Origin of the sequence: Viridibacillus sp. FSL R5-0888 (genome assembly GCF_038009105.1) — a bacterium.
Classification (GTDB): Bacteria; Bacillota; Bacilli; order Bacillales_A; family Planococcaceae; genus Viridibacillus; species Viridibacillus arenosi.
Genome location: NZ_JBBPAU010000001.1, coordinates 1,474,641 through 1,489,891, shown reverse-complemented (window position 1 = coordinate 1,489,891; position 15,251 = coordinate 1,474,641). Strand labels below are relative to the sequence as shown.

The 15,251-nt window shown below is 34.2% G+C and carries 14 protein-coding genes; 7 read left to right on the top strand and 7 right to left on the bottom strand.

What is annotated here, in order from left to right; all coding sequences use genetic code 11:
* Positions 1-19 precede the first annotated feature (19 nt).
* Positions 20-1,345: an amino acid permease gene (locus MKY02_RS07365; RefSeq protein ID WP_340710878.1), complete on the bottom strand. Its 1,326-nt coding sequence runs from the start codon at positions 1,343-1,345 to the stop codon at positions 20-22.
* Positions 1,346-1,379: 34 nt separating this feature from the next.
* Positions 1,380-2,327 (bottom strand): arginine deiminase family protein, encoded by a 948-nt coding sequence (locus tag MKY02_RS07360; protein WP_038184765.1) that lies wholly within the window; start codon positions 2,325-2,327, stop codon positions 1,380-1,382.
* Positions 2,328-2,552: 225 nt separating this feature from the next.
* Between MKY02_RS07360 and MKY02_RS07355 the strand changes: the two genes are divergently transcribed.
* Positions 2,553-2,885, top strand: coding sequence for a DUF3862 domain-containing protein (locus MKY02_RS07355; RefSeq protein ID WP_143691085.1), 333 nt, complete (start codon positions 2,553-2,555; stop codon positions 2,883-2,885).
* Positions 2,886-3,020: 135 nt separating this feature from the next.
* Here MKY02_RS07355 and MKY02_RS07350 read toward each other — a convergent pair whose 3' ends face one another.
* On the bottom strand, positions 3,021-4,370 hold the full coding sequence (locus tag MKY02_RS07350; protein ID WP_340710877.1) for an FAD-binding oxidoreductase: 1,350 nt from the start codon (positions 4,368-4,370) through the stop codon (positions 3,021-3,023).
* 411 nt (positions 4,371-4,781) lie between these two features.
* Between MKY02_RS07350 and MKY02_RS07345 the strand changes: the two genes are divergently transcribed.
* Complete coding sequence (locus MKY02_RS07345; protein WP_038184771.1) at positions 4,782-5,045, top strand: DUF3949 domain-containing protein; 264 nt, start codon at positions 4,782-4,784, stop codon at positions 5,043-5,045.
* Between the two features lie 188 nt (positions 5,046-5,233).
* Here MKY02_RS07345 and MKY02_RS07340 read toward each other — a convergent pair whose 3' ends face one another.
* Both MKY02_RS07340 and MKY02_RS07335 read right to left on the bottom strand, forming a co-directional pair.
* Positions 5,234-6,013, bottom strand: coding sequence for a YqhG family protein (locus MKY02_RS07340; protein ID WP_038184774.1), 780 nt, complete (start codon positions 6,011-6,013; stop codon positions 5,234-5,236).
* Positions 6,014-6,097: 84 nt separating this feature from the next.
* Entirely contained in the window at positions 6,098-7,624 is a 1,527-nt protein-coding gene (locus MKY02_RS07335; RefSeq protein ID WP_038184778.1) for a DEAD/DEAH box helicase, read from the bottom strand.
* A 261-nt stretch (positions 7,625-7,885) separates the two neighbouring features.
* On the opposite strand from MKY02_RS07335, the gene MKY02_RS07330 reads away from it, so the two are divergent.
* The 4 genes from MKY02_RS07330 (at position 7,886) to MKY02_RS07315 (ending at position 12,208) form a co-directional block, all read left to right on the top strand.
* On the top strand, positions 7,886-8,311 hold the full coding sequence (locus tag MKY02_RS07330) for a YugN family protein (RefSeq protein WP_038184781.1): 426 nt from the start codon (positions 7,886-7,888) through the stop codon (positions 8,309-8,311).
* Between the two features lie 170 nt (positions 8,312-8,481).
* Positions 8,482-9,579, top strand: coding sequence for an endospore germination permease (locus tag MKY02_RS07325; RefSeq protein WP_038184783.1), 1,098 nt, complete (start codon positions 8,482-8,484; stop codon positions 9,577-9,579).
* Between the two features lie 24 nt (positions 9,580-9,603).
* Positions 9,604-11,061, top strand: coding sequence for a spore germination protein (locus MKY02_RS07320; protein ID WP_076034679.1), 1,458 nt, complete (start codon positions 9,604-9,606; stop codon positions 11,059-11,061).
* Positions 11,054-12,208, top strand: coding sequence for a Ger(x)C family spore germination protein (locus tag MKY02_RS07315; RefSeq protein ID WP_340710875.1), 1,155 nt, complete (start codon positions 11,054-11,056; stop codon positions 12,206-12,208). Before MKY02_RS07320 ends, MKY02_RS07315 begins: the two co-directional genes overlap by 8 nt.
* Before the next feature lie 384 nt (positions 12,209-12,592).
* On the opposite strand, the gene MKY02_RS07310 is transcribed toward MKY02_RS07315, so the two are convergent.
* Both MKY02_RS07310 and MKY02_RS07305 read right to left on the bottom strand, forming a co-directional pair.
* On the bottom strand, positions 12,593-13,708 hold the full coding sequence (locus MKY02_RS07310) for a PRK06851 family protein (protein ID WP_340710873.1): 1,116 nt from the start codon (positions 13,706-13,708) through the stop codon (positions 12,593-12,595).
* A gap of 277 nt (positions 13,709-13,985) precedes the next feature.
* Complete coding sequence (locus MKY02_RS07305) at positions 13,986-14,492, bottom strand: YfiT family bacillithiol transferase (RefSeq protein ID WP_179078289.1); 507 nt, start codon at positions 14,490-14,492, stop codon at positions 13,986-13,988.
* A gap of 151 nt (positions 14,493-14,643) precedes the next feature.
* On the opposite strand from MKY02_RS07305, the gene MKY02_RS07300 reads away from it, so the two are divergent.
* Positions 14,644-15,201: an AAA family ATPase gene (locus tag MKY02_RS07300; protein ID WP_038184800.1), complete on the top strand. Its 558-nt coding sequence runs from the start codon at positions 14,644-14,646 to the stop codon at positions 15,199-15,201.
* Positions 15,202-15,251 lie beyond the last annotated feature (50 nt).

Genomic DNA, 15,251 nt, shown 5'->3' with positions numbered 1-15,251 from the left:
CCTAAATAAGTACCTTTTATCAACCACTCTTTTTACTACTCCATTTTTTCGCCATTATAAATGTACAAACTCCTATTATGACTATGAAGAGCAGACTCACATATAATCCGAGTCTGCTTGTTTTTTCACCTAACGTACCTGATATTGTTATAACGATCAACAGCATTCCTATAATTGTTTTCACTCGTTCCCATAGCGACACTTTCATTAGCTTCGTATAAGTCACTAAAATGAATAACCAATTATACAGGAGCATCAAACCAGCAGCTGTTATCATGTATTCAAAAATCTTCTCTGGCAGCAAAAAGCCAATGATAATGGTTATGAGCAAGCCACCAGCTAAAAAAAGAAATGCAGGTAACGGTATTTTCATTTTCCCTTTTTTCGCTAGGAAAGCAGGTGCATCATGATCTTCTGCAAGCGAAGTTAATATTGTCAGTACTCCGTACAATGAGGCAACCATCGTTGAAAAACCAGCTATTATCAGAATTCCATTGAAGACGTCCATCACATATGGGAGCTGAAAATTTTCAAGAGCTGTAATAAATGGACTTTCTTCTACTTTGAATTTTTCCCAAGAAATGAGTGTCAAAGCAAGAGCAATGGACAAAATATAGATGACGGTCAGTACAATTATCATAATTTTTCCGGCTTTAGGTGCTTCTTTGGAATCTTTTAAATCAATAGCTAAAAGGCCCATTACTTCAATTCCACCGTAAGCATAAAATGTATAGAGCAGCGCAAGCCAAATCCCTCTATAGCCCTCTGAAAAGAAGTTCTTATAGTTATCTAAAAACAAATTAACGTCACCCGTTTGACTAGTCATCCCTCTGCTCAAAAGGATCACGGCAACAATGATGAACATGACTATAGCTGCCATTTTCATCACTCCAAAAATGTTTTGAAATTTTTCAAACCCTTTCATGCCTGTAAGAATAACCAATAACCCTAGTACAGCGTAAATGGATGTTCCGATCCAAAGAGGTAAAGATGTAAACCAAAACTGCGTAAATATCCCTAACGCCATAAGTTGACTTCCCATAATGAGCATTTCTGAAAGTAAATATACCCATCCATTACTAAAGCCAGCCCACCTTCCAAAAGCTTTCTTAGCATATGATTGGAAAGATCCTTTATCAAGATGCACTACAGACATTTTCGATAGTGCATCGTAAACGATGTAAGTTCCGATTGCAGCTAAAATAAAGGGAATTAATACAGCAGGTCCACTTTTCTCAATGGCTATACTTGAACCAAGAAAAAAACCTGTTCCTATCGTACATCCTACTCCAAGAAGAGATAACTGCCACCATGACATAAGGTCTTTCTTTATTTTTGATCCCATCAGGGTCACCCCTATACATTTATTGCTAAGTGTATTATTTTAATGATTTCCGTCTAAGAGGCAGTGTCATACAGCGAATGCCTCCTCCACCTTTCTCTAACTCTGTTACCTCAATTTCAATAATTTTCTTCTTTTGCAATTTAGGATGATTTTTGATCATCTGCTTATGTGCTTGTTTGCTTATTAATAATGTTTCTGGATCTATGTTAAGAAAATTAATATCAGGAATAGTGTTATATTTATCTAGCCAGTTCACCTCAAATCCATGACGTTTTAAAAATTGTTCTGGCATTTCAAATCGAGATGAATTCTCTGTCAAAACATTTATAGGTAAATAGCACACGAAGCTCTTTGCTATGAGTAAATCCTCGTTTGCTACATTACAATTCATATCCAAATGAAGCGTATCGGACCTACGAGGCAAATCAATTATTCCTATTTCAGAAAAACCAGCACTAAAAATCTTTCCCTTAATTTTTTCCACACTTTCTTTACTTGTCCGCATCCCAATATTTATTAACACAGCATCTCGATTAAGAATTAGAACATCGCCAAATTCTAGTGCTCTCACATTATCATTTTCATGTAATAAAAAGGTTTTTGGAAACCATTTTTCCATTAGCGAATGTGCTTGTACATACTCTGGACGCCTCATCGATACCCCTGCTTCTCCTGGTAAAATGATATCTCCAAACACACATGCAAGATCCCGTACAAAATAACGATTAAGCAGCTGATCACTTAAGTTTCGTTCATCTTGCGATAGCTCCTCTGAATAATCGATGACCTTAATTCCTCTATTCTCTAAGGTATATTTGAACTCCATGAAATTTTGTTGTGCTTTTGCATGATTAACAGAAGAGCTCCACCCTACATACTCAGCAGTTTTTAATTTTGGTACCTCTAACTTAGATGGTGAACAAAGCAAAACAACTTCAAGCTCTTCATGCTCTGACCAACAATTAGGTTGAAATGATAACATGTGGATCCACTCCCTTTTGTACATATCTTCCTTATTGTTAGCACTCTGAATGGGATTATGCATATGGATTGGCGCAATCTTCTATTAGTATAGAAGCAAGTAAAACTTTTAAAGAGAACGTATTATTTGATGAAATTTTAAAACACAGTTTTTTCATTAATAACTATTAATATATTGCATAATTATGTATAATAAGTAAAATATAACTTATGTGAGGGTAATTAGATGAAGAAAATTATTATTGGTCTTTTAGTGGCAAGCGTATTAACATTCGGAGTAGTTACACCCATTTCAATTAATGGACAAAATGTAGCATACGCGAAATCAAAAGTAACAATAACAAAAAAAGAATTCAATAAAATTAGAAATGGCATGTCTTATAAGAGTGTAAAGAAAATCGTTGGTGGTAAAGGAGAATTAATTTCCGAGGTTGGCCAAAAAGGAGAGCCATATTATACTTATATGATAATGTATTATGGTAAAGATGGAATATCAAATGCTAACTTTACATTTCAAGGCGGGAAATTACAAATGAAAGCACAATTTTTATTAAAATAATAGAATAATATATATTAAAAACCCCTTCTCATAGAGTTGGGGTTTTTAATTGGGAAGATCAAAATGTCGACTCTACCCAATTGGTTATTTCGACGCCATTTCTTAGATTTAGGGTTAATTGATGTGTACTCTCTTTTATATCCACCTCTTATAAGGAGGGATACTTTGAGGGAAATTAAATACATTGAATGCATCATATTTTGTTTTTACTTCTCGAAGGCGTCTAAAATTATTTCCATAGTACGTTATCGGCCAATTTTTAATATATAGATCTGGAAAATTTACATAGTCGCCATCTGTAAAGGGAGATAATGTGTTTCTTACTTCTTCTACCCACCTAATATTTTGCTTTTCTTCTTCTGGATTTTCCCATGTAGTAAGGTACTCTTGAGCAATGATCGCATTCCTATAAAAATAAGCCGTATCATATGAAGCGATTTTGCCTACTGCTCCACCCAGAGATTGATGCCAAATGCTCGAATTTCTATTTGGAGCGTTTGCTAATAAATGCTTCATCCTATTGATTGCTCTAAGTGGAAAAGGTTTTTTAATAAAGGAACCTGATCTCTTACGAAGTGCTGGTTGGTTTCCACTTGGTACGTCAAAGAATCTGACCGCTTCAATATATGGAACTTCCTTTACCCATACATTTGTTGGTGAGCCGGCAGAGGTAATAGGCTTTAATAATTTCTTTAACTTGGAGGCAGAACCAACAAATATGCCTTGAGAAATGATTTCTCCCGCTTCTTTTGATTTTAATTCAATCTGCGAAGTTAATTTTTCGTCCGTTTGGTGTGCCCACTTTTGCCAAGCATCAAAGGCAACTTCAAGATCCTCCCACTTCCATGAAACAGAGAAGAGAGATACATTTGAAATAGGATGCAGTTTAAATGTAAGGGACGTGACAATACCAAAGTTACCCCCTCCTCCCCCGCGACAAGCCCAAAATAGATCCCTGTTTTCATTTTTATTTGCTTTAATCAGTTCTGCGCCTTTATGTCCATCTGCTCTTACCATTTCAATTTCAATCAGATTATCACAAGTAAGTCCGAATGGGCGTGATAACATACCTATTCCTCCACCGAGTGTCAGGCCAACGATGCCCACACTACCTTCTGTCCCTGCAGGTATGGTCAGGCCGTATTTCCATAGTTTTTTATATACTTTTCCTAAATCAGCACCGGCAGCTATTTTTGCCGTCATTGCTTCCTGGTCAACCTTAATTTTATTCATTTCACTGACATCAATGATCAAGCCATTATTGATTAATGAAAAATTCTCATAACTATGTCGACCACTTCGTATCCGGAATGGTTCGTTATTTTCTCTTACCCACCTCAATGCATTTAATACGTCTGCCGTCTTTTGACAGAATACGATTTTACTCGGGAATTTTGGAATGCTTAAGTTGTTATTTATTCTTGCCTGTTCATAGTCAGGATCATCAGGGGTAACAATTCGGCCTGTGAGCTCAGTATTAGCCAACTCATAACTCCTTTCTCAAAGAAGATAGTGCACATGTAACATACTATGCAAAACCTTTGAGAAAGATATTTCCTTAGAAAGGCTCCCACATGAACTGTGGCTACAATAAATTCTCATCTTCAAGCATCATTTTAAAGGTTCCTAAAAATTGTAAGACTCTCTTTAGGAACCTAGTTCTGTAAGTTTGCCCTGCTTATTGCTTAGTAAGAATACTATCAGTGCTATGACCAAAAATGCAGCAATATAGCCTAATAGCACCACGATACTTCAATTTATTTGAAATTAATTAAACTGAAAACCGGATAGTTAGTAATAAAGTGCATCAGAAATAGAATGAATGCGTATATATATGTATAAGTGGAGAGAAACCGACCTTTTTCAATAAACATTTATGAAAGGGGGATTTTTAAAATGGGGTTAAATATAACATTATGGATTGTTGCCGCTTATATTTTATTATCGTTCATTTTAATGCCTATGCAATATAAGTACATTACACATTTAAAAGAAACCGATAAGAAAATAAAGGAATTGGGTTTAACGAAAGATGAATACTATGAGAAGATGAGTTTCGAAACGCAAGTGTTAACTTTTAATGCACAAGGAAATTTATTGTTTTTGGGAGCAAACCTTTTCTCTACACTTTTGTATAATTGGAAGCAACGAAAGAATTGAACATTAAATTCGAAATTTAGAGCTTAATAAAATGGGTTAGTTTTTCAATTCCCTATCCTTCTCTCTTTAATCAAAAAAAGTACATTACTACAAGTTCTTAGTAATGTACTTTCATTTATATTACTTGCAGTTTTAAAGCAAGTTTTTTCTTATTTAACTCTTATCAGCACTTAAAGTCAGCTGCATAATCATTTCAAATAAAACAATCCACCATTAATTACTTCGATTTTAATTCTAGGGTCGTATTGTTCTTCTAGTGCTTGCTTCTCCATTTCGTAACTTTCCGGCTTATCTTCAACCCCATCATAAAAGTACTCTAATACTTGTTGTGCCTTTTGCCACCTTTTGTTCGCTTCTTCAGCCCAAGTATGGTCATCTTGTTGAACGATAGTTTCTATTGCTACATTTAATCGTTCTAATGCGCGAATTGGTTTTATAATATAAGGGAGCTCAAATGCATTGTCTGGCATGGTTGGTACTAAATCCACTTCACTTAAAGATTCTTGAAAGCCATCTAAAAGTTGGCCAGTCATTAAATTTAAGCCAAAAGAATTCAGCATTTCTTTTGTTTGATCGCTGTAATATGACACTTTATAATTTACAGCAAGCCATGGGGTTAAAATGGTTTTTGTTTCAAGATGATTTACATTCTCAAACATTTGTACAAATGCACCTAACTCTTTAGTTGCTTGAAACAATTGACTGAGTCGAGGAGAACCGAAATGCACAACTTCTCCTTTGATATTGTCATCAAGCTTTGTTTGATCTGTAATTAAAGTTAATTGAGCTGGACATGGTACACCGTTCGTACTTTCTAAATATCTCCAATAAAAAGGACGGTTCATAATCCGTTTATCCATATCAATCGTTAATTGCACAGTGATGTAATGGTCACTTTCATTTACAATATGACAATCGTTCTCTAGAAAAAAATTCCGTAAGTACCCATGAACTTGTTGTGGGAACATGTAAACCCTCCTCTGAATTCTCCTGGCGCATCTTTTTCGGGCAAAAAACATATACCACCGTTACTTTTTGTTTTAATTGTACTTTTATAAAGCAGATAAAATGTCGTCTAATTCTCCGACTACTTTTTCAAAGACATCAATTTTAACGTAGAGCATGTCCAGTATATCTTTTTCAATAGTGTTATCTGTCACTAGATTATAAATTTGAACGTCATGTTCTTGTCCTAAACGATGGACACGGCCAATTCGTTGCTCTAACTTCATCGGGTTCCATGGTAAATCATAGTTTATGACATGATGACAGAATTGCAGGTTTATCCCTTCCCCACCTGCTTCCGTTGCAATGAGGACTTGTGCATGTTCCTTGAATAAGTGCTTCATGTAATCACGTTTACTTTTCTTGAATTTCCCATTAAAAAGAACACTTGTAATACCTTTTGAATTTAAATACCACTGCAAATAAGCTTGACTTGCTCGATATTCGGTAAAAATAATAACCTTGTCAGTTGTCTTGGAAATAATCTCATAAGTCTTCTCCGCTTTCGAGTTTACTTCCAATGCCATTAGTTTTTGAATGACTCCTTCAACGTAATCTTCCTCTTCTTGGTCACCACAATTTTGACGCATATTATTTAAGGTTAAGTAAGTAGCTTCCTTGCTACTACACATTTCCTTTTGTAAAGTAATCATTGAAAATGCGCCAGAAAACGCAGACGAAACATCTTTTAAATCCAAAATCAAATTGTAAACTTCTCTTTCCTCATCAGTAAATTGAATTGGGATAATTTGTACTTGTCGATTTGTCCATTCAATCCCTGTATCCTGCCTTCTATTTCTGACCATCACTTGATTAACTAATTCTCTTAAATACTCATCGTGCTCTAAATTATGTTTGCTTGCTGAAAACGAGGACTGAAACATTTCATAATTACCTAAATGTCCAGGCTTTAATAAAGAAATGAGATAAAACAATTCAAATACATCGTTTTGAATAGGCGTAGCAGTTAATAATAGACAAAACTTCTTCTTTAAACTTTGGACAAACTCGTAGATTTTCGTTTTATGATTTTTTAGTTTATGTGCCTCATCAATAATAATCATGTCATAATCCTGAGCATATATTGCCTCTCTATGAGGACTCTTTTTTGCCGTATCCATGCTCATAACTACTATATCGTATTGATCTAACTGAATATTTTTCTTATACGCAATTACAGGAATATAAAATTTATAATTTAATTCCTCGACCCATTGATTAATAAGAGAAGCTGGAGCTAATATTAATGCTTTTTTGACAAGCCCTCTTATTAAATATTCTTTCAGTATTAGACCTGCTTCTATCGTTTTACCAAGACCTACTTCGTCTGCAAGAATCGCTTTTCCATTCATCCTTTCGATGACTGTTTTAGCTGCTTCTAATTGATGAGTAAGGGGTGTTAGGTTTGGTAAGTATTTAGGAGATTGGAGACCAGAAAAGTCAGTAATAAGATTTGTTTTTACTACGTCGTAACTCATATTGTAGAGTTTCCAACTATCCCATTCACCATTACTCTCCAGCTTGTTTATGAAGTCTTCTTCCCACTTAGACGACCTTTCAATAATCATGATCATCACCTCTTGAGATTTTTTCTTACTTATGTTGTCCCAAAAAGAAATACCTATGATTATTTATTTAAAAATAAACTCGTATAAGTTTATTAATATGTGAATAGAAAGGAAAATACACGTACCTAAAAGTTTTAATCTCATGTTTTTTCGCATATTCTTTCAATTTATATTGATCAACTTTATTCAACTCCTGTTACTTTTTTGTATGAGATTCTTCATTTTGTAAAGAATAGTAATATTCTTTTTTAACTGGAGTGAATAATAATGATAAAACTACAATCCCCCATTGAAGGAAGAAAAACTCATTTTGGATATATTCGTGATATTTTCGAAGAATATGGTTGTGATTTTTCTTCAAATTTTGAGTATGACCAAGGGCAATTTGATAGCATTTTATGGCGAGACGCTGGAGAGACGATCTATTTAAGACTTCCCTTTATAGTATTAGAGGGAGAATTAGACCACTACGAAGCTTTAATTGCATTCGGTTCCCCTTATGTCATTAAACATGTTGTGAATATTGGTTTAGACCGTGATGAAAATGCATTAGCTACCGTAGCTGGGATTAGTCAATTTCAAAAGCCTTTGGATAAAGACGGTCATATCGAAGATAAAAGTAGATGGGTACAAGCCAGCGAAAATAAAATAGAGAAATTATTGTATTCTCTCGAAGAGCCATTAAGTTCCTGATTAGATTTGTAAACTGTTAAAACCGCTTGAATATATAGATTCAAGCGGTTTTATTTTTTACTCTATAGCTCCTGAATATTAGATACTTCTACAACTTCCCAAAATCACATTATAAACTCCTGCATTATTGGCAAAACTAACAGATACCAATAGATGTTAGAGGGTGCAATGTGAAAAACATCGGTTCAATTAGTATATTACACGTCATATTCTTGTCGATGACCGTCATCGGTTTAAAAAATCATGTAACCATTATTCCGTCATTATTAAAAGTTGCTGAGAGGGATGGATGGGCTTCTATAATATTAGCGACAGTAGCACTATTTCCTTGGCTGTTTCTCTTAGTTTATATTCATAAAAAATCAAAACAAGAACCCATAAAAGATTGGCTAAAAAATAAGATAGGCAAAGTGGGCTCTTCCATTGTGTTATATATTATAGCTATTTATCTTATTATTATCGCTGCTTTTACAATGAGAGAAACTTTGCAATGGATTACTACTACTTTTCTACCTAAAACACCAATGTTAATAATGTTGATTGTTTACACTATTCTATGCATTTTACTTGTCACATCGAATTTACAAACCATTGCTATGATTAATGTTATGGTACTTTTTGGAGTAGTCGTTTTTGGTTTTTTTGTAGCATTTACGAACATTCAAGTAAAGGAACCTGAGTTATTGCGTCCTTTTTTTGAACATGGATTACCACCAATTTTGAAAGGAATGGTGTACCCAGCATCCGGATTTATCGAGTTAGTGCTGGTTTTATTCCTTCAACATCAAATTAAAGGCAAAATTCGGTGGTATCATTTCACAGTAATGCTTCTAATTTTAATGGGATTAACACTTGGTCCACTCGTTGGAGCTATCATTGAATTTGGACCAACTGAGGCTGCAAAACAAACCTATCCTGCTTATGAAGAGTGGGGACTCATATCAATAGGTCGTTTTATTGAACATCTTGATTTTCTTTCAATTTATCAATGGCTTACGGGTGCATTTATAAGAGTTGGATTATTACTATACGTCGTTGTAGATATTTTCAATATGAACGGAAAGAAAAAGCGTATTTGGTTAACACTATCTCCTGCTTTCTTCTTTGCTTCCTTATCATTATTTCTATTGAGCGACAGTATGTTTCTTGAAATAAAGGGGCATTATTTATTAACTGTTACCTTTTACTTCTTTTTAACACTTTCCCTTTTTCTTGGTATTGTAGCTTTCTTTTCAGGAAGAGCAGCCAAAAAAGCTCAAGCAAAATAATTACTTAGAAAGTAGTGAAAATCGATGGAATCTGCTAAAGAGCCAATAGATATCAATGCCTTGAGGCAGTTATTTCAAAAGTCTGCGGATGTTCATTTTCAAGCATATACATTCAATCAACATAAAGTACAATTTATTACTTGTGATGCAATGGTAGATCAACAGCTTTTAAATGAAGTTATTATCCAAAGAGTGCAACAATTATTATCTAACAATATAGAGCAAACTTTGGAAGAAGCCATAAAAACACAATTAATCATTCCTGATTTAATAAAAGTTGAAGATAAAGAAGAAGCTATATCACTCGTATTTACAGGACACTTACTTCTTTTTTTTGAAGATGAACTTCTCCTATATTCAAGTAATATTGCTAAAATGCCTAATCGAAATCCTGAAGAAACTCGAATGGAAATGGTTATTAAAGGACCAAGGGATAACTTTATCGAAGATATTTCAGTTAATATTGCATTAATTAGAAAGAGATTACCGACAAATTCATTGTGTGTGGAAAAATTTGTACTAGGAGAGCGTTCAAAAACTTCAGTAGCCATTCTCTATTTTGACGATATTGCTAATAAGGAAATATTGAGCGAAATCAAAAAGGAATTAAATAAAGTCGATACTGATATTGTTTTTAGTGGAGACTTATTAATGGAACGCATTATTAAAAGTGGCATGCTATTTCCAAGGACTGATTATACGGGAAGGCCAGATCATGCCATTCAATCCCTTGTCAGGGGGCGTTTTCTTATACTAGTTGAAGGGGTAGCCTACGTTGTTATCACGCCAGTGAATTTGTTTTTACTCTTAAAATCGGGTGAGGATAATGAAAATACCATCGTTTTCAGTTCATTTGAACGGATACTTCGTGTGTTTAGTATATTAATTGGTTTACTCCTTCCTGCATTTTGGCTCGCTTTAACTACTTTTCATCAAAATCAAATGCCACTTCAATTACTAGCGACCATTGTACAATTGAATACAGGACTTCCTCTTCCATCCGCAATAGAAATGCTCCTTATGCTCCTCATGTTTGAATTATTCAGAGAGGCGGGCTTACGTCTTCCATCTGCCATTGGAGGAACTATTAGTGTTGTTGGTGGATTAATTATTGGAGATGCAGCAATCCGAGCAGGCGTAACCAGTCCTGCGATGATCGTCATTATAGCGATTTCAACCATTGCAACTTTTACGCTAATCAATCAATCCCTTGTTACTGCAGTAAGTGTGTTACGTATTTGTTTTATAGTCGCTACTGCATTTTTTGGTTTATTCGGCTTCTTTATGTCTCTTTACTTCACCTTATTTTACTTAACAAATATTCGAACATTCGGAGTTCCATACATGAATATTTCCTCAGATTTAAATTGGTCGACAATCAAAAAATCGCTCTTTAGACTTTCTCCAAAAAACTATTCTAAGCGTCCTAATATGTTAGACCCACTGGATAAAACACGGACAAAAGAGAAAAAAAATGAATAAGAGAATTTGGATTATTGTACTTTTACTCTCGACTCTTCTTTCTGGTTGTTGGGATGTAGACGAGCCTGAAAGGATGCTATATGTGCACGGGGTGGGCGTAGATTTCAAGGATGGTGAATACGAAGTCTACACTCAGATTATTGATTTTACCAATACTGCAAAAACCGAACAACCTACTAATAACCCCGTACAGTCCGAAGTCGGTTATGCCAAAGGGAAAACGATTGATGAAGCAATTTTCAAATTATATCATTCCATTGATCAAAAAGTTTTTTGGGGTTTCTTTACATTTATCATTTTCTCGGAAGAAGCCTTAAAGGATGGGCGAGCAAATCCTATTATAGATAATTTCCTTCGTTATAGAGAAACTAGATATCAAATCTGGATGTACGGTACTAATGATCCGATTAAGGATTTATTGTTAACAACACCCATCATAAATAAATCTCTAATATTGTCAAAGTTGGGTGACCCAGAAAATTCATATGAACAAGAATCCTTTATAAAACCCATCAATTTCCGCGAGTTAATCATTGGACTAAACGAACCAAATCACGAAATGGCTATACCATTTATATCTGTCAATAAACATTGGGAAACGGAACAAAACGAAACCAATACCATTTCTTTATCTGGAGTAGGATTACTCTCCCCAAAAGAATTTAAAGGGTATCTGCCTGCAGACAAAATACGTGGATTACAGTGGATGACAAAAGAAACGAAACGTGGGGAAGTTACAGTCCAACTAGATTCTAATGATTCAGTAGAATTCACTGTAGTTGTCGATAAATTAAAATTGAAAGTAAAACCAATTGTTAGAAAGAATGATGTGAAATTCGATATTGCTATAAAAATGAACGTCACTGTTAGTGAATTTCATGGAGATTTATCGTCTAATGAAATTCGAAGAGAGGTAATTAAAGAAGTAGAAAAAGAAATAAGAGGCACATATGAAGAAGCATTAAATCATAATACGGATATCTATCGATTATCTGAGTACCTATACCGTAAAGAATTCAAAGCCTGGAAAAAGCTTCAGAAAGATGGAAAAGTAGAACTAACAGAGCATTCTATACAGAATATTAAAGTGGAAATTAGAAAGTTAAAATCACAAAGAAAATCGTCTAAGGAGACTATTGAAAAATAACGTTGCTCCGAATATCTGAAATATACATTGTGAAATACTATCTAAATATGCACTAACATGGTACATGTATTTATAGGGAGACTATTTTTAAGATTGTTGTGTAGCAAGCCAATCTTGAAAGTAACGGTCTCCCTTTTTCTAGTTAACTAATTATGTAAGTTGTTTTACGTTTTAAAAGTAAGCTATTGTATTATGTTTAAATTCTCATTGGATTAATAATCTATACTTTTATAAATTTGAATAGCCTATAAAAAAAGTTACTGAATTTCTCCAGTAACTTAATCTTATATATTTTTTCACTAAAAACTTAAATATTATTAACAGATATACATCTGATGTACAATTAAGATTTGCGCTAATAGACTATATCTTTCTTATAATACGTTACCTAAACTCATTTACAGTTGAGCCTTTTAATAGCTCAACTATTGTGTTTTCAATTTCTTTTTGTATACCTTCAACAATAGAGAAATCAACTGCTTCGTAATAAATCGCTTCTAACTTATCGTGCGATATTTTTGCTTCAGCTAAACTTGCTGTTCCCTCATTCATTTTATTTCGATATCGTTTGGAAATCTCCAAAATTTGCTCTTCATAAATTTCATCCGTTCTTGGGAAAACGGCAACATTGTATAAATCAATTATTTCGTCGCCTTCACGAGATGGAAAATATTCATGAGGTGCTGTACTGTCAAAAATCGCGATTCCAAGTTCTCTGAGGATGACCATATCCAAACTATTTGGATCAAATCCGCAGTGATAGATCTCAACATCTAAGCCTCTTTCTTCAGCTGTAGAAGCTAATTTCTTCAGAAGAGTTGATTTTCCTGAACCAGGTCTGCCTTTTAAAAAGTAACGCTTACGAATGTTCTCAGTTAGATTTGGAACATAATCTACTGCTCCTATTGGCGTAGCTGCTCCTAAAAAACGATGTCGGACATCTGCTTCCTTATTTAAATGAATTTCCCCAAAAAATGTTACTTTTATCTCCTCAGTCAATACATTTAACTTTTCAAAATCCATATTGGCAATATAGATTGCTTCCCATTCATCATGAACGGCTAACGCTTCTGCATAAGAATGATAAGCTTGCCCATACGCTTCTTCTTTTTCCTTCATTAATTGAATAATGTCATCCGTTTTGGTGCCAAGTTGTTGTGAATTCCACGCATTCCCTAGATTCACATACTCCTCAATAGCACCAGGAGCTTTAGGTTCTATGACATGCGGTTCCGTTCCATCAACAATCCCTATCTTTAATGTAGGAAAAATAACACCATCAATAGAATCTGAATCAGAAGCACAATGGATGAATTCTACATCATACCCTTTTTCCTGCCAGTCACTCGCAATATTCTTCATTAAAGTCGACTTCCCAGTCCCTGGACCACCTTTTAATATGAAGATCTTCTCTAATCCCGCATAAATAGAATCGTATAGGCTAAAGAAACCTCTTGCCGTATTTCCCCCAAAAAAATAATGTAACGCTTTTCCGCTCACCAAAAAAATCTCCTCTCTAACTGGAAGTTTTTCTATAGATGTAAGGTATGCGAAAGAAGAGATATAGGTGAATGCCTAGTGAAGATTACTGGGAAAATTGAATAGCATATGTAATATGCTATTCCTCCCTACCTTTCAGTCACCATGTAGATTTAAAGTATAGTTTTAAAAAAAGAAACAGCTGCTCATTTATTAACTGCAAACAAAACGAATCCATTTTGAAAACAAGTATGTTCAAAATGGATTCTTTATCTTTCAGGAAAATTTAATTTTTTTATTACTTTAAAGCATTTTTTATATGAGCTAAGTGATGATTACCATGCCATGCATAAATACCAATGTTTTTTTCGAGCGATACAGCACCAGAATCAGGATGGATAAATGTTCTTTTTAGTTGTTCATCAGTTAAATTTTCAATTAAATAAATCCAACGCTCATGTAAGGATTCAATGATTTTCAAAGAAGTGGCGATGGGTAATTTTGAATCCGGCAACTCTGCCCATTTATCTTCAGAATACGGTTTAATTGTTGGAGTTTCTTCTGTTAATGCTAGTTTGAAACGGATATAAGCATTCATATGACTATCTGCAATGTGATGGACAATTTGTCGAATAGTCCAACTACCTTCTCGATATGTATTCTCTAGTGCTTCGTCAGTTAAATGATTGACTACATCCTTTAATCTTATTGGTAACGTACGAATTTCATTTTCCCAAGACTTTATTTCTTCTGTTGAAATGTGTTCTGTACAAACGAATTCTCCTATAGGAAATCTTTCATTCATCATCTATTTATCCCACCCTATTCTTTATTTTCAAAAACTGCGTTAAATCCAATATTTGTTATATATTTTACATTTTTTACTGTACAATTAATATATCAATATTCAAGAAAAGTGCAGATTACCTTGAATTTTTAAGATTGGAGTTACGTTTATGAATAGACTAGTAATTATGACTGTTGGTAAAACTCATAGCGGTAAAACTACATTTGCAAAAGCTTTAGAAAATCAGATGTTTAACTCTGTTGTCATTGATCAAGATAAGCATGCTGAATTCCTTCAAATGAATTACCAAACAATATTACCGGAACAAGGAAAGAATACAATTAAATACGCTCTGACACAAACCATTGTTAATTATGCTACTACTGAGACGAATTGCCATCTTATTTTGTGCAACTCAAATCGTAATCAAAAAGGACGTTTGAAGCTACTCGAACAATTCCATAACAAAGGATTTAAGAGTATTCTTGTGGATTTTGATATTCCTGAACATGTTCTTAAAAATCGTGTTGCGAAAAGTCAGCGTGATACTTCCATACTAAGAACCGCATCAACTTTTGCTGAAGTGCTTAGTCGACAGCACAATGAAACGAATCAAGATGATGTAGTCGCACCGATTAAAGGAGAGGCAGACCATTTATTTGTCATTAAAAACTCCACTGAAGTTGAATCGGTTATCCGAAAAATTGTTGATCTTGCTCAAATTTGATACAACACTTAACTGTGTTAACTATCGAAAGCGAAAATTAAGGATTTGCC

Coding starts and splice junctions, on each gene's coding strand:
- MKY02_RS07365 (WP_340710878.1), bottom strand. CDS start 1,345: ATGGGATCAAAAATAAAGAAAGACCTTATGTCATGGTGGCAGTTATCT.
- MKY02_RS07360 (WP_038184765.1), bottom strand. CDS start 2,327: ATGTTATCATTTCAACCTAATTGTTGGTCAGAGCATGAAGAGCTTGAA.
- MKY02_RS07355 (WP_143691085.1), top strand. CDS start 2,553: ATGAAGAAAATTATTATTGGTCTTTTAGTGGCAAGCGTATTAACATTC.
- MKY02_RS07345 (WP_038184771.1), top strand. CDS start 4,782: ATGGGGTTAAATATAACATTATGGATTGTTGCCGCTTATATTTTATTA.
- MKY02_RS07340 (WP_038184774.1), bottom strand. CDS start 6,013: ATGTTCCCACAACAAGTTCATGGGTACTTACGGAATTTTTTTCTAGAG.
- MKY02_RS07335 (WP_038184778.1), bottom strand. CDS start 7,624: ATGATCATGATTATTGAAAGGTCGTCTAAGTGGGAAGAAGACTTCATA.
- MKY02_RS07330 (WP_038184781.1), top strand. CDS start 7,886: ATGATAAAACTACAATCCCCCATTGAAGGAAGAAAAACTCATTTTGGA.
- MKY02_RS07320 (WP_076034679.1), top strand. CDS start 9,604: ATGGAATCTGCTAAAGAGCCAATAGATATCAATGCCTTGAGGCAGTTA.
- MKY02_RS07315 (WP_340710875.1), top strand. CDS start 11,054: ATGAATAAGAGAATTTGGATTATTGTACTTTTACTCTCGACTCTTCTT.
- MKY02_RS07305 (WP_179078289.1), bottom strand. CDS start 14,492: ATGAATGAAAGATTTCCTATAGGAGAATTCGTTTGTACAGAACACATT.
- MKY02_RS07300 (WP_038184800.1), top strand. CDS start 14,644: ATGAATAGACTAGTAATTATGACTGTTGGTAAAACTCATAGCGGTAAA.